The sequence below is a fragment of the Shinella zoogloeoides genome, assembly GCF_022682305.1.
GTDB classification, from domain to species: Bacteria; Pseudomonadota; Alphaproteobacteria; order Rhizobiales; family Rhizobiaceae; genus Shinella; species Shinella zoogloeoides_B.
This window is the reverse complement of record NZ_CP093528.1, coordinates 1029990-1049004: the sequence shown is the minus strand read 5'-3', so window position 1 is coordinate 1049004 and position 19015 is coordinate 1029990. Positions and strand designations below refer to the sequence as shown.

The following is a 19015-nucleotide window of genomic DNA, read 5'->3' as shown; positions in this document are numbered from 1 at the left end:
CTTTGCGCGGGTAATTGCGACCTCGCATCACTGCGCCAAAGTCCCGGCGAGCATCAGAACATGGCACGCACCATGTCGGTGTCTTGCCGGCCACCATCGTAGTGGTTTCATTACAGGATGGGCAGTCAAAGGTGTATTTATGAGTGCCCATGAATCCCCCTAATGCAAAAGCTTGACAATCGCAGCGTCGACGCGCTCCTTGAGCAGTGGCCCGGCTATGCGCTGGAACGCGGCGGCTGTCGCGCCGCTGGTCATCTCTACGGGGATGAACATGCCGGATCTTGCCTGCGTGATACGGGTGCCGCTCTTGTTCAGCCTCCGCCAGACATGGCCGCCGAGCGCCGGTGCATCGACGCGGTTGGGGAACTTGCCGCCGCGCATAAACGTGCCAGCGAAGAGTTGACGTTTGCCCCATGGCGTCGCCGTGACGCCCTTGCGCGTCTCTCGCGGGGCGAGATATTTCAGGCGGATATTACCGCCTCGCGTGGTCATGGTGTACGCAAGGCTGCGGCCATGCGCTCGCGTCGGATCGCCGATTGCGCGAACGATGGTCTTTCTGGGCAAACCGGTTTGCTTCGTCAGGTTGCGGATCACCTGCGTCTTGGATCGATCGCCCACTTGGTTGACGATGCGCGGCAACACCTTGGGGAACTTGGTGTTGAGCTCGTCAAGCTGCTTTCCATAGCGCCTGATGTTATCGTCCGCCCATCGGGCGATAATGACGGCCATGTGGCACCCATAAGCGCACCACGAACGCCCGGTGCCGGGAGAGCGCATGTAGCGCTGAAACCAAAAGCAGCCGGGAGGCGCCCGCCTTATCGTTGCGGACCTCAACCGGCTGCAGATCGCCGCGTCGCGAGAGGAGGCGCGCCAAGGCAATTGGGAAGGGGCAGCGAGAGAAACAGCCCGGCCTCAGTGACCGATGTCCCGCTCTCGCTGTCCGCCCAACGGAATGCCGCGTCCAAGCCGCTGGCATCTAGCCGTGAATGGGCAGAAGAAAACGAAGATGGATGCACGCGCAAGTCAACGTGCATCATAGGTGGCGTCCGCGCTTGCACTGCGGCTGATAGCCTAAACGATCACCGTCACCGGTGCCGCTGCATCTTCGTTGGCGAATGCTGGGTTGCAACGCCAGCACCGCTTGTAGTTACCCCGCCTTGCGGCAGGGTCGATCGCCTTGAATGGTGTCGGCGCATCGAACTGTGAATAGGGCGGAAGACGACATAGCCTTCCTACCCCTAGTCACTCTGCGGGCCTTTGAGTATATACTCAGGAAGCCAGGTCTGCGCGAGACACCTTTCCGATAGCATCCCTAATGGTGATGAGGCCCATATGGACTATCGATCTTCCGGCTGCCGTGGCTGGAACCTTGTGGGCGTTGCCCATCATGTTCCCGATGGCCTCATAAGTTGCTCCGTCGATCGTCGCCATCTCGAAAGCCTCCGCCAATACTCCGAGCCGATTGCGTAGATCGAAGAGCCTGCTTTGCGCGTCAATCATAGCGTTGACTGGCTCATCGCCTTTCCATGGTCTCGGTATAGAAGACCAATTCTTTTGAGGCTCGTCACCATCCTCGGCTGTGCTTGCGTCAAATCGGCGACGAGCTGGGATATCGGCCTCGGCGGCCGTAGATTGACGAACACGTCGATATGCGATTTTGCCGTCCGCTTTCAGTACGCTGTGACGATCAATAGACATGCCGTCGTTCAGCTGCACGCCAGAGCCACCAAGCTTGGCCTCGCTTTTAGCCGTGTCGTGAATCTTGCGATAGTACATCGCCGCTTTCAGCAGTTCTGTGTTGCCTTCCCGCACAAGCGCCGTGGCCAGAGGCCACGCGATGTTGTCGTTTGCCACCTTACCGTCCCATTCTGAGCCGTAGCGCGCTCGAGCGGCCAAGCGGGATTTCTGCACGCGAACTGCATCTCTCTCATGGTCTGCATAAATCATGCGAGCGGGAAGGTTCTCTCCTTCTCCTGCCAGGGCCTTTGCTCTCTGGCTTGACGAGCTGGTCATACTGCCTCCTGAAATTTTCTAAATGGTGTTATTGCGACATAGTCGACATTCAGCTCGTCAAGAGCGCGAATGATGATTGTGTGAGCCTCGTGTGGGCGACAGCAGAACCACTCTCCCATCAACCTACCGAATGGAGCAGCTAGTTCATGCGCTCTTCTTTCGGCGCTTGCGGCCGACGCGCTGCCATCAACCCAGAAGACCCTATGGAGAAACAACTCATCAGGGTTCCCTGTTTGAATTCGGGATAGTCGGCTCGACGGGCAATGTGCCCTGCCAATCTTTGAAACGTTTCCCTGTATATCGGACACTACGTAGACTGCGTGAGCAGGGTGAGGATTATTATCGTTGGAAGCGAGCGTCTTTCGGGATTTGCGAGCGATTTTCCGTACGTTATGAAGTTGCTCTTCAAATGTGCGGTCAAGTCCGCTTCTTTCACGAGGGCATCTCCAAGGAATGTTTCCATCGCCAAGAACCAGAATATTCGGATTCCCGATTCCTCTCTTAGCCATCTCTCCTCCTCTTTCCGGTAGCGCACGGTTGGTTTCCGCACGGTCTAAAGTTAGTACATTTTTACAATTTTGTCAAGGTGCCGCAGCGACGGCATTGTCGTTATCCGCCAGCCAGCCGCGCACGAGCGCCACGGCCATGCTGGCCGCCTCATCCGCCGTCGAAGCCTTCACCACCTCGACTGTGTGACCAATCGCGGCCAAGGCAGTATGCCGCTCTTTTTGCTCCATCGACAGTCTGCCGTTCTCTGCCTTGTTCTCGATCATGGCCACCTTACCCCCAGGCAGGAACACGGTCAGGTCTGGATGGCCTGCCGTTAGTCCGGTGGCCTTCGCCTTTATCTGCTCTTGCCTTCCGCGTCTCCCCGCCTCCATGCCGCCGACAAGCAGGAATTGCTTGCCGTACTCTGGCATGGCTTTCAGACGGCGGCACTGCTCCGCTTGCAGCTCCCATTCAAGAGCGGGTGCCTGCTTGATCGTAACCTTGCCGCCACGGGTGATGATACGGACGCGCTTGCCATTAACTTTGGTCGTTTGGGCTTGGGTGGCCTTGGGGTTGCTGGTCATGGTGTCTCCTCGGTAGGTGGTGGCTGGTGAGGCCGGGTGGTGGGTCATTACATAAATATATACTCTCCTGAATCACTCACACGGGAATAGGTAATAAAGGTATATATTTACAACGTTATATTTTTGACGATTCTCCTTACATTTTCAAAGACTTGCACATTGCAAATCGATTTGCATTTCTTTGCAATGATTGCAACGAAGCGAAATTTGGCTGCAAGAATTCGCTTCGTTGCAAGAACGTTGCAACAACGTTATGCAGCAACTTTCTGTTCAGCCAAGCGCACCTTGACGCCCTTCCCGTCGATCTTTGGCTGCTCAATCTCGCCAGCAAGAACGAGACGCTTTATGGCTTGCTCCACCATGCGGTCATCCGCCTTCGATACGCCGCGTTTTCGCACGAGCTGCGACTGTGGTAGCGACTTGTCCTTCGTTCCCCTCAGTGCCGACAGGATAGCCTTGCACAGCTCTTCGAACTGTGATCCGGCCATATACTCTTCCACGCCGCGGTTGATTGATGCCAGCGATGCTTGCACGATCGCGTGACCCCACTCAACGTCTTCGATAGAAACGGCAGGATCGGATGGGCGTCGACTGATTGCGCGTATAGTCGCCAGCTTGATCGTATGCTCTGCGGTGCGCCCGACGATACCCTCAGACGCGCCGTTGTCCTCAATCTCAGCAATCTGCCAATCTTCGATGTCCGTCCATCGCTTCTCAGCCTCGGCAGTCTCCCACGGCACGGTATACAGCGTGGGGCGCGACGTGGCCTGCCTCCACGCGACCTGAGCCAGATCCCCGCCAGGCTTCGGGAAGTCATCACGGCATTTCTTCACAGCGGTTATCAAAGAGACCGGCGTCACCAGCACAGGAGGCGCTGAATGTCTCTCAGGCCTCACCGATGGCTCCGTGACCACAAGACGAGCCACAAAACCGTCCGTCAGGCTTTCTTCTGTGATCCCCTTGTAGAAAGTTGTCGGTGTCGACATGCCCATCAGCGATACTGTTGGCATAAACACCGGCTCGGCTGAACTGTCCTTTTCTGGGTCCGCATGCTCCTTGCCGCTCCACATGCTCGTCGATTTTGAGAATATCTCGAGCAACACCTTGCGGATGGTTTGCGCCCAGCTTGACGACCCCCTGCCATTGACCGATTGAAGGACCACGCCCATCTCATCCCATGGCATGAGGAAGACAGGCCTGCGGCGCACCACCTTCTCAATTGCCGATCCGCTCGTGACCTCGCCTGGTCCGATGAGGAACGGCATTTGCAGATCAACGGCAAGCGTCTGGACCGCTTTCAACGGGTGCTCCTTACCAAAGCCGGGACCGGCGATGCCAACCATGTAGACATTTAAGCCGGCGCCCGTAGGCCCTACGGCTCGTCTGCCGAACATTACCGACATGAATGATACAGCGGCGAGGATGGAGAACTCTGGTACAGGACGCCGCCCAGTGTCATATGCCCACTGCGCAATTGCACCTAGAACCCCGCCAGCAGCTTGCGGTGTGAACGGGTTGTAATGCTGGCGATTCTGGTTAGCCGGCGCAAGCGTGGTTGTTGCTTCTGGTGAAACTGCCGCGGCAGAACCGTCTTCGGGCCGGTTGATGTTCTGTTCATGTGGTACATCCCTCTTTTTCCGACCGTTCGCGATCATGCGGGACGGGTCGACATAGGGAGCTTCCTGATAGTTTAGCCTGCCCTTCAGCCAGTCTGTTGCTACGTCAAGGCTCGCGCTGAAAGAATACATAACCACGTCAAGCGGCGTATGCGTCTCTCCATTGCCCCAGTCTGTTATGCCCTTGGCGCTAAAACCAAGATTCGGGTTATCTACGCCCCGCCACTCAGCAACGGCACGATAGCGGCCATCCCCGGTGCGTTTGGTCATGGGCAATTGCAGTCCAGGCACCCAAAGGTCAAGGTTTGCGAGAGCAAGGTCGTTGACCTCGCGCCAGACCGTGTCGCCAGCATCCACTGATGTATACTCGTGCTCTATCGGAGCGACGTACCCGAAAGGCGCAAGCACTCGCTCCAACCTATCGGCAATGTCGTCGTCAAGCCACGGAAGGTCTTCCGGCGCGTAGTCTTCAAGAGGCTCGCCAAGCCACCGATACGGCTCGTCAGTATCGGGGTGAATAGTTGGCGGGCAAACAGTCTGCTTGCCGTAAGCCAACAGGTCAACGATGCGCTCCTGCTTACCAAACACGGAAATGCTGAAAGCTCGGCTGATGATGTTAGCCGAGCCTCGATAGAAGGCAGAAAATCCTTTCTGTCCCCGCTTTTTTACCGGACTGTCCGGTAGTATTTCCGCAATGGCCGCCCTCATTTCAGCGTCATCGGTGTCGATATCGACAACCTTGACCACGTGATCCAGCGCCACGCACACACCAGCAGCTGGCCACTTGTTCCAACGCTCGACTTCATCTTCAGTTGGCGCGCGATCGCAGTACTCATTCCAACCGGTAAGTCCTTGCCAGTATCCATTCGCGAATACGCCCGGCCTCTTGCTCCCCGGCCGGCAGGGGATTGCGTGCCAGCCTTGGTCGACGAGTTTAGCGCCAACGCGAGCATATGGGGATGCAATGTCTACTTTCGGAAGTCTGCTCATGCTGCGCTCCTTCGTGCGGACATCTTCGGAGTAACGACGCTGTGCCACTCGCGATGACACTTCTTGCAAAGATGGCTTGTCGGCCAATCAAGCCAATCGTCGAACAGATGGGCCGGCGCCCAATGGTGGACTTCCGAACCTTCTTCGCTACCGCATCTCTCACACGGAATTATTGCGTGCTCTGTGATTACCTGTATCCGGGAACTGTCCAGTCCTTCTACTTGGCTATATGGAATGTTCGTTCCCTTTCCGCCGCACTCCATGCAATATGCTTTGTACTGGATAGAGCCGTTTGAGCATATAACCTTGCCAAGTGCGGCGACGTTAGTTGACTTTGAGCACCTGTATCTGTGCTGAGGCCTTCGTGACCACTCAAGATCTTCTATATTTGCAGTGTATGGCTCTCCTCCCGTCGCGGCGTAGGACAGGGCTGTTTTGAGTGGGGTCATGCTGCTTCCTTGGCGGGGGTGTTGGTGGTGGTGGCAAGCAGACGATGCAGGCGCTTACCGAGCCAAACGAACTTTGGGACGGCCCAGCTGTTGCCCAATGCGCGGTAGCGGGGTCCGTCAGCGGACAGGCGGGGCCAAGCGGCTTCGAACGCATCGCGGTCAAACACCCACTCGCCATCGACCTCCTTCATAAATTGGCCCGTGCGCTCGAAATACGCGGCAAGTTCCTCCTTTGCCTCGCCCTTCAGCTTGTTGCCTTGCGGGATGAGTGTGTAGTCAGGTGACCACCACCGGCCAGCTTCGTCCTGCCATGCGCCGGGATAGTCTGGCGAGCAAAGCCACTGGAAGCCTTGGAGGCGTTCGCACTCGCGCGGGGTGAGGCGGCGGACGGCGGAGGTCACGATAGGCAGTATTTGCGTCATGGTGCCGCCTTCGCTTGCTGAAAGCGTCGAATAGACATCCGGCGCATACAACACATGCGGCTTATCCCCGCCGCCTTGGCTCGCTCGCAAGGCGGTTGCCACCTCACCGCCCAGTTCTGCCGTTGCGCCACCATCGCGGCCACGGATGGCGACGGTTTGGACGATGCTTATGCGAGCACAATCGCCAGTTCGCATAGTCGGCGCTATCTCGATGTTGTTCCCACTGCTGTGGCTCTCGGTATCCATGAAAGCCACAATCGGCGTCCCTCTGCCCGTCCCGTCCTCGCTAGCGTCCGCGCCCTCGGCCTTGAGCGTATGGGCAACATCTCCGGTTACGCATACTGCCTGCGGCACGAATAGCGGCGCGCCGGAATTGATGTGCTGGTTTTCTAGGCCAAGCTTTTCACCAAAGGCCGCGTTGAGCGTCGAAGCTACATCTGCGGGCCATTCGCCACCGCTTCCAGCGCCACCCTTAACTGCTCCGGAAGTTCCTTTCCCCGCTTCTCGGCTCGGCGGAGTATTCCCGAACAGGCCTTTGCGCTCAAAAAGAACCGCTGCGGGATCTGCCCCGTTTCCAAAATCTGCGACAACGATAACACGACGGCGTCGTTGGGCGAGGCCGAAATATTGTGCATCGAGAACGCGCCACGCGGCCCGTCCGAGTGGACCGGCAACCATACCTGCGTTTGGCCAAGACTTCCCGTCTGGCGTTCGCAAGGGATCATCTGCGCCGACAAGTCCTGCCAGGAAACAGCCGAAGGCGTTGTCTTTGGTGCTGAGAACGCCGACGACGTTTTCCCAGACGACATTTCGAAGTCCATTGCGATCTGCAAGCTCATGGGCAAGCCTCACGAATTCGAGTGACAGGTTGCCGCGCGCGTCGGCGAGGGATTGGCGAAGGCCAGCCACGGAGAACGCCTGGCAGTTGTGAACGATGGCGCTTTGGACGACATACGAATGGTCCTCCTCCACCTCGATATTAAAAACCGTGGCTTCGCCAGCAGGAGTAAAGTCAGAAACAGTCCGAAGCATCATGCCGTGGCGGACGCGAGACTTCCGCGAAACGGATTGCGGGTATGCGCGCACCTGATAATAGTCGCGCTGGCTGCACGTCCTGCCCTCGATGACGCATGTGTCGGGTGTCTCAACGAGGGCGACAGACGAGACGTAGCCTTCGGCAGCCATGAGGTCGGAAATGCCATAAGCAAGCGACCGACTGGTGGTGCTGATGCTGACCTTGCCGTCTTTTGCTACCGAGCCGTCGGTGTCGAGGAAACCGCGAAGGAACTCCCCGCGGAAGCCGTGCCCCATAACCCACGACGGCACGGTCTTCAGGTGTGAGTAGTGCGCGAATTCGGCCTCCAGCCAATCAGCGAAGGCCGTATCATGGATGGAAACGCGCACGATTGTTCGCTCATGGCTGACTGTGTGGACCGCATTGCCAATGGCGGCCTTCAACTTCACGTATTTCTTGGGGTTGATGCCAAGCACGACAGACTTCTTGGCCTTACCCTCATGCTTACGTATCCACCCGTCACCGAGATACATGCCGGCGATGTACATAGCCGTTTTAACGTCGAACTTGGCGGATTCCGGCGCACGGTTATCGTTGTCGTGGCTCAACAACTGGCACCACTGGCGCCCCGGCATCTCCTTCGCTGCCACCCATTCAGGCTGGCCGCAATGCTCCACCTTGGTGTACAGATTGTTGCGCCTGGTGTTCTGGTTTCTCCACTCAACCGACAGGAACGGATGGTCCGGAGTGCATGTGATTGGTTCGCACATGCCGACGCCTGTCAGGACTCCAACTTCCTTCCGTTCATTGCCGATGCGCACAACCGTGCGCAGTCTTCCCTTGTGGGTGACGACCTCGTCGCCAACTTTAATGTCTTCGATGGGTACGTACCCCCTCGCGGACAGAACCATGTGGCCAGCCGTGAAGCATGGCGTGCCGCCAGCAAGGATGTCCACTTGCCCCAATGTCGACGTGTCGATCTTGGTGAAGTCGCCCAGATTCGGCACGTCTGGATAGTGGTGCGCCAGGACCGCGGACGGGAACTTCTCGATTTCTGAATAGGCCACGGCGCGCCACCCTAGCGGATGCCAAGCCACGCTGGCTGCTTCTATGCCACTGCACACGCTGAGATAGGTGAGCGTGTGGTTATCGTTGTCGTGCCTCACGCCACCTCCCCCTTGCTCTCTTCAAAGAACGGCACGTCCCCGGCGCGAAGCGCGGCGCGGACGCCCTCTCCGAAGCCGAGCACGGCCGCCTTCACGAGCATCCGCCTGTCTAGGTCGTCGTAGTAGGAGAGCTCCGTGCCTATGCCCCTTTGCTCGATCCACTCGCCGACAGCGTCCACTGCGGCGTCAAGAGCCTGCAATTCGTAGTGGTTCAGTCGATCCATCTTCGTCAAATCTCCCACCGAAACGATGCACTTTTTGCAGAGGAAGCCGGCGTCCTGTAGCTGCCCGCGGTGATTTACGACCGCCCGCCCAAGACCGATCGCCATCCTAGAGCAAGCCATGCAGACCGTCGGCGCACCTGTCTCGTCTTGGGTCGGCTGGATGGGGAGGATGGGCTTGCCTAGCGGGAGGGGGGTCATGCTGCACCTAAAAGATTGTTGGAGCGAAGCCACGCAAGAACGCGGACAGCCGGGAAGTGCCAGAGACGACTGCGGTCCTCCTTCACTTGCAGGAGGTAGCCACGCGGGAACTTTGGCGGAGGCTTCCACCCCCTCGGCGTCACCAACGTAATGTTTGCCTTCTCGTACGGCAGGTCCATGCTCTTGTAGCTGGCGATGACGTCATTGCAGGCGCTTTCCATCTGTGTCGGGGTCATGCTGCCTCCCTCGCCTGCTCGGCGCCGTTATCATTCGCCGCATCGAACTTGCCGGTCTGATTGCCCCAGCAATCCCATCCGGGCTTACTTTCGCGGCTGAACATCTCGAGACGATCGGCATCCGGGAACATACGCTCCAAGTTCAAATGCATCTCATCGGGCTTGCGGCTATGCTCGCGCGTCGGCGCCACGATAAGATTGCGCACGTTCTTGACCGCAGATTTCGGATTCCCTCGCGTGCCGACAAGGAAGAACTCAGCGGAGCATCTGAGGAGATAGCCGGTCCCGAACGCCCACTTGCTTCCCGTCGACGATTGCTTCGCCCAAGCGCCGGCGGTCTTGTATTTGAATCCCCACGCAGCCATCACGTCGAGCGCCTGGTCCAGCATAGGCTGGACGGCCCACATCATCATGAGGCAGTCGGGCTTGGCCAAGTCTGAAACGGGCAAAGCCTTGATGGCGTCCAGCGTCATCAAGGGGTAATGTTTGCTCGCGGATTTCTGCTGGTTCTCTTCGTTCCATGTCCGGAATCGCCACGGCGGGTCCGACAGGATCACGTCATAGCGCTTTCCGCCAAGTTGGGCGAACGGGCTCATCTCTTCTCCTCAATGTGGTGTCCCCGCACGTTGGTGGCGTGCGTGGTGGGTGTTAGTGGGCAATGGCCGCCCGCACCATCTGCGTCGCCGCTAGCCGCAGCCCGGCTGCCGATGCGCCGCGGTGCGTGCGCTGGTGAGGCGGCGCGGTCACGAACGTCCTTGGCCAGCCTGGGCTCGTCTTTGGCTATGCCGCGGCACGCAGCCGCCTGCTTGTCGTGCCATTGGGCGGCCAGGTAGTAGGCGGTGGCTAGGTCTGTCATGTCGAGATGCCTGCGGCCAATGCGGCGTCAATGCGACGGACGAACTCCCGGAAGTGCACGGCGCAGTCAATGTCGGCGAACCGAGCCTGATCGGCGTAACCGTCGCGAACCTTGCGTATAGCCGAAACAATAGTGTTGTGGTTATTGAGGATATCGGACCTCACAAAGACTGGGTATTCATCCCCCTCATGCTCAAGGTCGGATGCGTGCCAGCGACGGAATGAGCCAGCCCATGAAGCGCCATTGTCTTCCATCGTGATCCATATTTTATCAGGCATGTTGTCCATCATGCTGCCTCTGTGTAATGTCGATGGATCGCGTCAAGAACTTCATACATCCCGGTTATTGCATCTGGACTCCAACCGGTCTCATCGTCGTTCTTTTGTTCTGATTTGTCGAAGAACGTACAAAGCAAGATCGCTAGGTTGTCGCCGTTCATCATTGGCGTCTCAATTCCGCCAAGGCGTTCGCGCTTTTCATTAGTTCTCGCCATCACACGTTCTCCTCGGCACGGGGCGAGAACCCGTCAATTAGCGCATAGGCGTCTGCCGTTACGGCTCCGTGTTCGTAGACCTGCGCGTACAATGCGTCGGCGATACGCTGAACAACATCCGCGCGGACATATTCAGTCACTCTGTCGCGCATTGCGTCTTCGCACCACCCGCCGACGAGCTGACGGCCCCCATCAGGAAGCCGCGTGGACATGCCGTTGACGGTCGCCCATATCCTTTCGGGAAAATCCACCATCAGCCCCTCCCCTCACCCAGCCCATCAATCTGCGCCAGGCAGAAATCGACGCGAGCGCGCGCCCGATTCAACTGGTCGCCCCAGTGCGCCCGCTCGTTGGCCGCGCGAGTTGCCGCTTCTTCCTCTGTCTCGGGCCTCTCGTAGGTGATGCGGATCTGCGGGTAGCTGTCGCCTGCACAGTCGAAATATGGTTCGAAGTCGATCTCGGCAGTTGAGCGATATTCGGCGGGAATTGAAAGCCTCGCCTCGTTGAGGAGCAGCAGGACTTCGTCAAGGCCATGCGGAGCTTGACGATCGCCCGCGACGCTCCAGTTCAGGGCGGTTTCGGTGATGGTGGTCATCATGCTGCCCGCCCAGCACTAGCTACTTTCTCCTCAACCACCCGGAACCCCGGCACGCTGCGCACGCCGGAACGCACCAATTCGTCGGCATTCCGCTGCGCCACGGCATGGAACGCCGCCGCGTCACGCCCATAGGCCCAATCGAGCGCCTTCTCGACGTCCACCAACTCAGCCTCCCAAACCGTCCTAAGCCCCAGCCCCGTCGTTGCCGCCTTGTCCGCACGGCGCGCCGTCTTCTCCAGCGCCTTAGCGTCCGCCAGCAGCTCCTCTGCGGCTTCCCGTTCGGCAAGATTACCGGCGCTGGCCTGCATTGCGGCCTGCGCGGCAAGCTTAGCAGCCTCCGCCTCCCTGGCAATGCGGGCGGCCTCTGCGGCTTTTTCTGCTGCAACCTTCTGCCGCCATGGGGTCAACAAGCTGTCGAGAGCCGACTTGGCCATGTCGACGCGGCCTTTCTTCGGCTGGACGTAGGGATTGTATTTGTCCTGCACGGCCTTGGCTGCGTCATCGTGGGGCTTCTTCTCCTCGACGCGCAGCGCATCCGCCTTCTTGCCGGCCTCGTGGATGCCCTCGCGCAAGGTGGTGATGGCGTCGGCCATTTCCTGGCTGGCGATCGGCTCGCCGTCGGCAAAGTTGCGCGCTTCTTCATAGAGGTCGTCGATCTCCTGGAACAGGAGAAGTTCGGGCGACTGGTTGTGGGTCTTGGCGACGGCCATGGGGTTGAAGTCGGTGGTGGTCATGCGGCACCTACGACGCGGTAGGCAGCAACATCGCGATCATTTTTCGAATTCCAGCGGATCTCATCGCTGTACTCCTCGTATCGCATCCCGTTCTTGAGGATAACCTCAATCAGCACGTCATCGGCAACTGGTTGCTCGCCGCCGGTCCATTCGATCCAGCCGTCTTCCTGTCTTCTCGTCATCATTCGTCTCCTCTAAGCGGTATAGTTGGTTGGTACACGCAAACTAGTGCATTTTTACAATTTTGTCAAGTCAGCGTCAGAATGGAATCGCGTCGTCCATCATCGCGGCCAGCCTCGTCGGGCCGCTGTCATTCGCAGCCGCAGGAACATTGTCGTTGGCTGGGGTGTAGCCTTCGACGTTCCAGTATTTGCCGGCCGGACGAACGAAAATCTCCTTTGTCTCGGCAAGCTCCCCTTGCCTCTCCAGCCACTCGAGGGCGGTCTTAGGAAACGGTCGCTTGCCGTGATGGGCGTCCCAGAAGCGGTCACTATCCGCTTTGGCGCGGCCGCCAGCCTGCGGCGCATACCATTTATTGATCTGGCTCATGCCGACCGTGAAAACGGTTTTTACGCTGTCTGCTTTGCCGTCCTTCCCCGGATGATTCCAAAACGTGCGCTTTCGGACGATGCGAGGCTCTGCAGGAGCAGTAGAGATAATCGGGACATCGTCTGCGATTGCGTTGACCTTGATTTCCGGCTCCGGGAATTCAAGACCGCAATCAACACATGCGCGCACGGATGCGTGGTTGATGCACTCGCATTGAGGGCAGATGCGGATGGGGGCCTCACCTGTTCCCTTCCCCGGCTTTTTAATCTGGACGTCGTCGATCGGACCAAGTGTCCTGACGACATTCGCAAAATCCAAAACCAGGCAGTCCTTTTTTCCTGGCGCTAACCGTAGTCCACGGCCGACCTGTTGGATGTAAAGTGCCGGGCTTTTGGTTGGACGCATGAGCGCGACTAGGTCAATTGCAGGGTAGTCGAAACCGATCGAAAGCACATTGACGTTCGTGAGGCACCGGATTTCCCCACGAGTGTAGGCTTCGATGGTCCGCTTTCGGCTGCCGGCATCCATTGTGCCCTCAACCATCTCACAAGAGATGCCGCGCAACCGCATCGCGTCTCGCACCTCTCGAGCATGATCCACCCCGGCGCAGAAGGCGATCCAGCTTTTGCGACCGTGGCCATACCTGATCACCTCTTCTACCGCGGCATCCGTGATGTGCTGGACGTTGACAGCCCGCTCCAACTCGCCGGCAATGTATTCTCCCCCGCGCGTATGAACGCCCGTCACGTCGAAGGTTGTCGCTGTACCTTTGCTAATCGGTCGCGTCAGGTATCCCTCATCGATAAGCTGGCCTGGTCCGATGCTGTAGGCGATAGATTTGAAGAGGGCGTCATCGCCATCTGTGAGGTCGCCCATGTCCATGCGGAACGGCGTTCCAGACATGCCGAGAATACGCATGTCTGGGTTGATGGCGCGAAGCGCATCGATGAACTGCCTGTACATCGTGTTGCTCTTGGGGCTGATCAGGTGGGCCTCATCCACGATAAGGCAATCCACCCAGCCAATCTCTGCAGCCTTGCTATAGACTGACTGGATAGAGCAGAAGAGAATCTGACTTTTCGTCCGGCGTTGGCCGAGAGCGGCGCTATTGATGCCCGCATCGGCAAATGGCCAGATTCTGATCAGCGCATTAAAATTTTGAAAAACCAACTCTCTTGTGTGCACGGCGCAAACGAACCGCGCGTCGGGATACTTCCCGATAACGCGCTGAATAAATCCTGCCTGCATCAACGTTTTGCCGGCGCCTACCGACGCGACAAGCAACGTGGAATCGACACGTTCAAGCTCCGCGTCTATCGCCTCAATGGCTTCTGATTGGTACGGGCGGAATTGGATCGTAGTCACAATAGCTTACCTTTCCTGCGCGCAAATACAAACGGGTCAAGGTTATTCTTCTGGCGATTGCACGTAGGGCAAAGGCATTGAAGGTTAGACGGCCAGTTGCTCCCACCCTTCGAGATGGGGACAATGTGATCAACGTCGTAGGCCTTGCGGATTGACGTGCCACAGAACGCGCACCGATGCCTCTGTCGCACCAAGATTTCGTTTACGTCCTCAGTGGTGTGGAACCCTTCCGCCTCCCGTATCTTTGCCCGGCGATTCCGAGCGTGTGTGGCGGCGACCTCGGGATTTTCCTTCGCATACCGTCGGCTTTTTTCGCGATGCTTTTCAGGGTTCTCTGCGTATCGTTGACGTTCTTTTTCCCGCTCAGCCTCGACATACGCTGGGTCTGCTCGCTTCTCGCGCATTCGTTCTTTCGCGCGCTCGTTAAGCGTCGGGTCTTCGGCGCGCCGCATCCTCATGTACTCACGTGTGTACTCACGTCGATGATTGTCATTGGCGGCGATCCAACGTTTGTTATGTGCGCGCGACTTCGACGGGTCGGCGGCGTATCGCTCGCGTTGCTTGGCGTTGCGCTCCGCTTTCCACTCCGGGTCCAGCGCCGCTCGCAGCTTGTTTTGTTCATTTCGTGTGTCTGAGGCGCATTTTGTGCATGCCGCGTTACTCGCATAACGAGTAGTGATGTGGCCGTTTTGACACGGTTCTCCAGTGAAGTAATGCTTTGAACCTGCCTTTTTCGCGGCGGCCTGAGTCGGCAGCCACGGCCCGTTCTTTCGCTCGCGGTTGTCGTTAGCCGCTTGGTAAATCTCCCCCCCGAACGCATTTGTTAGCTCAAGCACTGTTGGCCCTCCGCCCATGCTTCTCCTCACGCCCCTCCTCCCGCGCCATGGCCTGCGCCAGCCGGATGGAGTCCTCGCGCACCACGATCCAGCCGGCCTCGCGAAGCGCCGCAACTGCGTCTGCGCCAATCACATCAACGGGGTGGGTCATGCTGCCGCCCTCAGTTCGGCGCGCGCCGCTACTTCCATCTGGCGCACCCATTCGACGGACGTGCCGCGATCGACTGCAATTTCCTTCAGGCCGTCACCCATTGCTCGACGCAGCAGGACGGAGCCATGGCGATGCGCCGATACCAGGCGCAAGGCCTCGGAAAGCTGCACATAGCCTTCCTGCGATGGCGCGACGGCGGAATCATGATGGGTGAGCGGCACGAAAATCGCGCGATTCTTCTGGCTTGCGGCCTTCTTGGCGGCGTTCGTCGCGATCCCGCGCATGTTCCATGAAAGCCAGTTCCACATGCCACCGTCTTCGCGGTAGTTCTGCCAGCGATCGAGCGCGTACATGATGGTGTCGGTCACAAGGTCATCGCGGTACGGGCGCGGGACATACTTTGCGGCAAGCCGGCGAAGGCCGGGCAGGTAGGCCATGACGCGCGCATCGAACTCGGCGGGGCGGTTGGTGTTGGTGGTAGTTGTCTTGGTTTTGTTCATTGGTTTCTCCTCTTGTGGTGTCGGCCGGCCTTGGTGGGGCCGGGCGGTTATGCGAACAGGTCGACGACGGCACACTGGTTGTCGTTCGCCGGAATTGGGAGAGCTAGGCTTGGCTGGAACGGCCCGTCCAACTTTGCGCCCTTTGATATATTGTCGAATTCCCAAAGTGGCTGCAGGTTTTCGAGTGCCCAGCAACGTTTGAAATCGATGTCTTGCGGTGTTTGGTAATTAAAAGCTGACCGAGGAATTATGTGGTCAATATGCCATCCACCTCGGCCGTAGTTCTCCCATGACATGCCGCGTTGGAACCGCTGTTCCAGGTGAATCTTGAGGGCTTCTAGCGAATAGCCGACTAAAGTCTCCCAGCTTCTTCCGCCTTTGCTTGAACCCAATGATCTCCTGACCGCTGCGCTGAACGCCAAATCCAAACGAAAGCCGCCATCCGATGCGATCTTCCGTCTCATGTATTCTCTCATGTACTCACGGCGTTCGTCGCTTGTAGTCTTTCCCTCGGCCTTTCGCCGTTGGTACCTCTCCGCGTCGGCCTTCTTCCGTTTTTCCTTCTGATCTGGCCTCGACGCATACTCGCGGCTGTACGTGTTAGATCTCTCCCTGAACCCTTCATCAGCCTTGCGCTTATTTCGCATTCTCTCGTTTTCGCGTTCCCAATATTCCTTCGTGGAGCGCCTTACGCGTTGTTTTTCCTTTATGCGAGCCCTTAGATCCGGGTCCTCAGCATAACGATCCCTTTGTTTAGAATTCCTTGCTTCTCTGTATTCATCTGAACTCTTGGCGCGCTCATATTTCTCCTTTGAACATTGTACACAGGATTGGCTAATTGTGTAACGCCTTGATAGGTGTCCTTTACTGCATGGCTGTCCAGTAAAATAAATTTTCTGGCCAGCAATCCTTGCTTCATGCGCGCTTCTGGGAATCGCCATCCCGCCAGATACTTCCATCTCGCATTCTGTAGACAATGATTTCATTTTCCTCGTCACAATCGATCTGCTCGCCATCAATTAGGCTTGGTAAAAATAGATGGGCTGGGCACGCGTCCCGCTGCTCTGTTATTCCCAGTGGCTTTGACCATCGCTGACAACTGACATGGCAGTCCCCTCCCCGCTCAGGCAGAAAGTGAATGCACGTGCGACATGTCACTCTTGGCATTGCTCCGTCGTGGCAAACCGCATGGTGGCGACAGAACTGGCATCCGAAGAAGTCCGGCTTCTCGGAAATGCGTCCCGGTGGCGCGTCTGAAAAAATGATGCGCTCAAGATTGGCGAGGAGGCGAAGACAGTAGTCCATGTCGTGCTCGACTCTCTCTGCCCAATACTCTTGAGTATCTGCGCATTTCACGTAATAGTATGCGCGTGCGTATCCCATGATATGCATGTACAGCTGCACTTGCGTCCAATGAAGAGGCTTTGCCTTTCGGACTCCGTCCTTCACTATGGACTTGAAGCCCTTAGTATTGACACTTTTGCACTCGACAACATGGGTGGTCTTCCTCGCCTCCAGAAGTCCAAGCGCTAGGCCATCTAATTTGCCGCGCACAAACCCGTGCACCGCTCGCGCTTTCTCTTGCTCACCCCACACCTCCACGCCCACCTTGCGTAGGTCGTCGAGCATTTTTTCCTCGTCCTCTTGGCCGCGCTCGAAGAGACGTTGACGTTTGCCTGTGGGGGTCTCTGGCGGAGAGGCCCATCGGAACTCGTAGAACAATGCGCGAAGGCACTCAGTGCCGGCCAGCGACACGGAGATGCCAAGGGAATCCCAGTCAGACGCCTGCTCGACATAGTAGGCGTCGATTGCGGAAATCGTTGACGGCGTTGGCTTCGGGATGGGCGCCATTACGACAGAACCGCCTTGCTGTTGCGGTACTTGGCGGGCAACTGCCACGCCGTGATTAGGGCCTCCCCGCTAAAGACGAAGACGTGTTGCGCATAGACTCGAAGGTTATTCGCGCTCCGATGCTCTAGGAAAACCCCATCGAGGTATCGCCTCATCGATCCCGCAAAGTCGGCATGTCGCTTCCCTTCGGACAGCGCGAGTGCCGCCATGCGGTCGACGGCCTTTTTCGGGATGCCGAGGCGCTCGCGGACGCGCTTTCCGCCGTGGTTCGTGATGTGCATCAAAACATCTCCTTCGTCTTCAAGCATCGTGCAGGATTGGCAGGGTCTTGGCGGAAAGCCGTGCAGTGCGGCGCGCCGTTGCGAACGACCCATTCGAGGGCGAGGACGTGACCCCAGAACGCCCGGTCGACTATGTCGCAGCCACTCACGGTCTCGTTTCCGAATTTATCCTCCCAGACGTTCGGCTTCGAGTTCAGGCAGTGACGACACCAATTAGCCTCAAAGTCCTGCCCCTCCGTGCCGTTGGCGGGCCGCCACAGCCCGCCCTCCTTTCCAGCGACGGCCATCACGAAACACGCATGGGCATCAGAACCAACGTCGGCCCCTCCGTCCCGCCCGTGATCAGCGTCGGCGAGCCGCTGTCCGCCAGCGCGATCGTCACTTCGCCGGCGGGAAGCACGCCCATCAGTTCCTTGAGGTACGCCGCATTGAAGCCGATATCGAGCGGTTCGCCGCTGTACTCGGCCTCGATCTCGTCTTCGGCGCTTCCCGCATCGGCGCTATTCACGGCCAACCGCACGCCGCCAGGCGAAATGCTGAGCTTGACGGCGCGGCCACGTTCCGACGAGACTGTCGACACCCGGTCGGCGGCCTTCATGAGAGCGTCACGGTCCACCTTGACGAGCTTGTCGTTCTGCTTCGGCATGATGCGGCGGTAGTCGGGGTACGTGCCGTCGATCAGCTTCGACGTGAGCGTGAGCGCGTCGGTCTCCAAACGTATCTTCTGCTGACTGATTGATACCTTCACGGCTCCCTTCGGCACGAGACCGACCAGCTTGCGCGGGACGATGACGGGCGTGAATTCCGGCAGGTCGGCCGCGTTCGTGCCCAGACGGTGGCCGTCCGTCGCCGTGGCGGCTGTCGGCTCCAGGTAAATGCCTTGGAGGTAAAATCTTGTCTCCTCGCTCGACATAGCAAACGAAACCGGCGCGAACAGCGCGGCAAGGTCCGTCTCGAATTCGGCGTCATAGTTGTGCGTGCCGAGATTCGGGAAGTCTTCGGCGGGCAACGTCTGCAAGCTGAAGCGAGACCGGCCGGACTTCACGACCAGTTTGCCGTCGTCCAGGATCATGGTGATGTCGCCCGTAGCTTTGCGCGCGATATCGGTGAGCAGCTTCGCTTCCACGCAGATGCTGCCGGCGGCATTGACGGTTGCTGGCGCGCCGGCTGTGGCGAGGATGTCCAGGTCGGTGGCCATGACTGACAGGCCGCCTGCGCTGCCGCTTGCTGCTGCGGTCAGCATGACGCACGACAGGATCTGGATTGTGTTCCGGCTTTCGACTACCTTGGCGACGGCGCTCAAGACGCGCGCCAGGTCTTCCTTGTGGATTACAAGGTGCATGGGTGTCTCCTCTGTGGTGGTGGGTGGCCAGTTGCGCGAGCAACCGGCCACGTTGGT

23 protein-coding genes are annotated in these 19015 nt (G+C 58.3%); all 23 read right to left on the bottom strand.

Annotation, left to right across the window (positions count from 1 at the left end):
* Positions 1-159 precede the first annotated feature (159 nt).
* Complete coding sequence (locus MOE34_RS05345; RefSeq protein WP_242221674.1) at positions 160-729, bottom strand: hypothetical protein; 570 nt, start codon at positions 727-729, stop codon at positions 160-162.
* Positions 730-1269: 540 nt separating this feature from the next.
* Positions 1270-2013 carry a hypothetical protein gene (locus MOE34_RS05340; protein WP_242221672.1) on the bottom strand — a complete coding sequence of 248 codons (744 nt, stop codon included), beginning with the start codon at positions 2011-2013 and terminating at the stop codon, positions 1270-1272.
* Positions 2010-2522: a GIY-YIG nuclease family protein gene (locus MOE34_RS25565; protein WP_431522415.1), complete on the bottom strand. Its 513-nt coding sequence runs from the start codon at positions 2520-2522 to the stop codon at positions 2010-2012. Before MOE34_RS25565 ends, MOE34_RS05340 begins: the two co-directional genes overlap by 4 nt.
* Positions 2523-2594: 72 nt before the next feature.
* Positions 2595-3086, bottom strand: coding sequence for a VRR-NUC domain-containing protein (locus MOE34_RS05335; RefSeq protein ID WP_242221670.1), 492 nt, complete (start codon positions 3084-3086; stop codon positions 2595-2597).
* Between the two features lie 251 nt (positions 3087-3337).
* The gene (locus tag MOE34_RS05330; protein WP_242221667.1) at positions 3338-5692 is read right to left on the bottom strand and encodes a bifunctional DNA primase/polymerase; all 2355 of its coding nucleotides are present in this window, start codon (positions 5690-5692) and stop codon (positions 3338-3340) included.
* A gap of 445 nt (positions 5693-6137) precedes the next feature.
* A complete protein-coding gene (locus MOE34_RS05325; protein WP_242221664.1) occupies positions 6138-8744 on the bottom strand; it encodes a DNA cytosine methyltransferase in 2607 nt (868 codons plus the stop codon).
* Complete coding sequence (locus MOE34_RS05320; RefSeq protein WP_242221662.1) at positions 8741-9166, bottom strand: DUF6511 domain-containing protein; 426 nt, start codon at positions 9164-9166, stop codon at positions 8741-8743. Before MOE34_RS05320 ends, MOE34_RS05325 begins: the two co-directional genes overlap by 4 nt.
* Entirely contained in the window at positions 9163-9402 is a 240-nt protein-coding gene (locus MOE34_RS05315; protein ID WP_242221661.1) for a hypothetical protein, read from the bottom strand. Before MOE34_RS05315 ends, MOE34_RS05320 begins: the two co-directional genes overlap by 4 nt.
* Positions 9399-9998 carry an MT-A70 family methyltransferase gene (locus MOE34_RS05310; RefSeq protein ID WP_242221660.1) on the bottom strand — a complete coding sequence of 200 codons (600 nt, stop codon included), beginning with the start codon at positions 9996-9998 and terminating at the stop codon, positions 9399-9401. The genes MOE34_RS05315 and MOE34_RS05310 overlap by 4 nt, the downstream gene beginning before the upstream one ends.
* A 256-nt stretch (positions 9999-10254) precedes the next feature.
* Positions 10255-10548, bottom strand: a complete 294-nt coding sequence (locus MOE34_RS05305) for a hypothetical protein (protein ID WP_242221658.1) — start codon at positions 10546-10548, stop codon at positions 10255-10257.
* A complete protein-coding gene (locus tag MOE34_RS05300) occupies positions 10545-10751 on the bottom strand; it encodes a hypothetical protein (protein WP_242221656.1) in 207 nt (68 codons plus the stop codon). Before MOE34_RS05300 ends, MOE34_RS05305 begins: the two co-directional genes overlap by 4 nt.
* Positions 10751-11005 (bottom strand): hypothetical protein, encoded by a 255-nt coding sequence (locus MOE34_RS05295; RefSeq protein WP_242221654.1) that lies wholly within the window; start codon positions 11003-11005, stop codon positions 10751-10753. The genes MOE34_RS05300 and MOE34_RS05295 overlap by 1 nt, the downstream gene beginning before the upstream one ends.
* Entirely contained in the window at positions 11005-11349 is a 345-nt protein-coding gene (locus tag MOE34_RS05290) for a hypothetical protein (protein WP_242221652.1), read from the bottom strand. The genes MOE34_RS05295 and MOE34_RS05290 overlap by 1 nt, the downstream gene beginning before the upstream one ends.
* Positions 11346-12083 (bottom strand): hypothetical protein, encoded by a 738-nt coding sequence (locus MOE34_RS05285; protein WP_242221649.1) that lies wholly within the window; start codon positions 12081-12083, stop codon positions 11346-11348. The genes MOE34_RS05290 and MOE34_RS05285 overlap by 4 nt, the downstream gene beginning before the upstream one ends.
* Entirely contained in the window at positions 12080-12268 is a 189-nt protein-coding gene (locus MOE34_RS05280) for a hypothetical protein (protein ID WP_242221647.1), read from the bottom strand. Before MOE34_RS05280 ends, MOE34_RS05285 begins: the two co-directional genes overlap by 4 nt.
* 73 nt (positions 12269-12341) lie before the next feature.
* The gene (locus MOE34_RS05275) at positions 12342-13997 is read right to left on the bottom strand and encodes a DEAD/DEAH box helicase (protein ID WP_242221645.1); all 1656 of its coding nucleotides are present in this window, start codon (positions 13995-13997) and stop codon (positions 12342-12344) included.
* Positions 13994-14833, bottom strand: a complete 840-nt coding sequence (locus tag MOE34_RS05270) for an HNH endonuclease (protein ID WP_242221643.1) — start codon at positions 14831-14833, stop codon at positions 13994-13996. Before MOE34_RS05270 ends, MOE34_RS05275 begins: the two co-directional genes overlap by 4 nt.
* Entirely contained in the window at positions 14826-14984 is a 159-nt protein-coding gene (locus MOE34_RS05265) for a hypothetical protein (protein WP_242221641.1), read from the bottom strand. The genes MOE34_RS05270 and MOE34_RS05265 overlap by 8 nt, the downstream gene beginning before the upstream one ends.
* Positions 14981-15484 carry a sigma-70 family RNA polymerase sigma factor gene (locus MOE34_RS05260; protein WP_242221638.1) on the bottom strand — a complete coding sequence of 168 codons (504 nt, stop codon included), beginning with the start codon at positions 15482-15484 and terminating at the stop codon, positions 14981-14983. The genes MOE34_RS05265 and MOE34_RS05260 overlap by 4 nt, the downstream gene beginning before the upstream one ends.
* 47 nt (positions 15485-15531) lie before the next feature.
* A complete protein-coding gene (locus MOE34_RS05255; protein WP_242221636.1) occupies positions 15532-15948 on the bottom strand; it encodes an HNH endonuclease signature motif containing protein in 417 nt (138 codons plus the stop codon).
* A gap of 451 nt (positions 15949-16399) precedes the next feature.
* On the bottom strand, positions 16400-17335 hold the full coding sequence (locus MOE34_RS05250; protein WP_242221634.1) for an oxidoreductase: 936 nt from the start codon (positions 17333-17335) through the stop codon (positions 16400-16402).
* Positions 17335-17616, bottom strand: coding sequence for a hypothetical protein (locus MOE34_RS05245; RefSeq protein ID WP_242221632.1), 282 nt, complete (start codon positions 17614-17616; stop codon positions 17335-17337). Before MOE34_RS05245 ends, MOE34_RS05250 begins: the two co-directional genes overlap by 1 nt.
* Positions 17617-17902: 286 nt before the next feature.
* Positions 17903-18958: a DNA polymerase III subunit beta gene (dnaN, locus tag MOE34_RS05240; RefSeq protein ID WP_242221630.1), complete on the bottom strand. Its 1056-nt coding sequence runs from the start codon at positions 18956-18958 to the stop codon at positions 17903-17905.
* Positions 18959-19015 lie beyond the last annotated feature (57 nt).

Excerpts from the sequence above, each read along its gene's own strand:
- MOE34_RS05345 (WP_242221674.1), bottom strand. The coding sequence starts at position 729 with ATGGCCGTCATTATCGCCCGATGGGCGGACGATAACATCAGGCGCTAT.
- MOE34_RS05340 (WP_242221672.1), bottom strand. The coding sequence starts at position 2,013 with ATGACCAGCTCGTCAAGCCAGAGAGCAAAGGCCCTGGCAGGAGAAGGA.
- MOE34_RS25565 (WP_431522415.1), bottom strand. The coding sequence starts at position 2,522 with ATGGCTAAGAGAGGAATCGGGAATCCGAATATTCTGGTTCTTGGCGAT.
- MOE34_RS05335 (WP_242221670.1), bottom strand. The coding sequence starts at position 3,086 with ATGACCAGCAACCCCAAGGCCACCCAAGCCCAAACGACCAAAGTTAAT.
- MOE34_RS05330 (WP_242221667.1), bottom strand. The coding sequence starts at position 5,692 with ATGAGCAGACTTCCGAAAGTAGACATTGCATCCCCATATGCTCGCGTT.
- MOE34_RS05320 (WP_242221662.1), bottom strand. The coding sequence starts at position 9,166 with ATGACCCCCCTCCCGCTAGGCAAGCCCATCCTCCCCATCCAGCCGACC.
- MOE34_RS05315 (WP_242221661.1), bottom strand. The coding sequence starts at position 9,402 with ATGACCCCGACACAGATGGAAAGCGCCTGCAATGACGTCATCGCCAGC.
- MOE34_RS05310 (WP_242221660.1), bottom strand. The coding sequence starts at position 9,998 with ATGAGCCCGTTCGCCCAACTTGGCGGAAAGCGCTATGACGTGATCCTG.
- MOE34_RS05305 (WP_242221658.1), bottom strand. The coding sequence starts at position 10,548 with ATGATGGACAACATGCCTGATAAAATATGGATCACGATGGAAGACAAT.
- MOE34_RS05300 (WP_242221656.1), bottom strand. The coding sequence starts at position 10,751 with ATGGCGAGAACTAATGAAAAGCGCGAACGCCTTGGCGGAATTGAGACG.
- MOE34_RS05295 (WP_242221654.1), bottom strand. The coding sequence starts at position 11,005 with ATGGTGGATTTTCCCGAAAGGATATGGGCGACCGTCAACGGCATGTCC.
- MOE34_RS05290 (WP_242221652.1), bottom strand. The coding sequence starts at position 11,349 with ATGATGACCACCATCACCGAAACCGCCCTGAACTGGAGCGTCGCGGGC.
- MOE34_RS05285 (WP_242221649.1), bottom strand. The coding sequence starts at position 12,083 with ATGACCACCACCGACTTCAACCCCATGGCCGTCGCCAAGACCCACAAC.
- MOE34_RS05280 (WP_242221647.1), bottom strand. The coding sequence starts at position 12,268 with ATGATGACGAGAAGACAGGAAGACGGCTGGATCGAATGGACCGGCGGC.
- MOE34_RS05265 (WP_242221641.1), bottom strand. The coding sequence starts at position 14,984 with ATGACCCACCCCGTTGATGTGATTGGCGCAGACGCAGTTGCGGCGCTT.
- MOE34_RS05260 (WP_242221638.1), bottom strand. The coding sequence starts at position 15,484 with ATGAACAAAACCAAGACAACTACCACCAACACCAACCGCCCCGCCGAG.
- MOE34_RS05255 (WP_242221636.1), bottom strand. The coding sequence starts at position 15,948 with ATGAGACGGAAGATCGCATCGGATGGCGGCTTTCGTTTGGATTTGGCG.
- MOE34_RS05250 (WP_242221634.1), bottom strand. The coding sequence starts at position 17,335 with ATGGCGCCCATCCCGAAGCCAACGCCGTCAACGATTTCCGCAATCGAC.
- MOE34_RS05245 (WP_242221632.1), bottom strand. The coding sequence starts at position 17,616 with ATGCACATCACGAACCACGGCGGAAAGCGCGTCCGCGAGCGCCTCGGC.
- dnaN (WP_242221630.1), bottom strand. The coding sequence starts at position 18,958 with ATGCACCTTGTAATCCACAAGGAAGACCTGGCGCGCGTCTTGAGCGCC.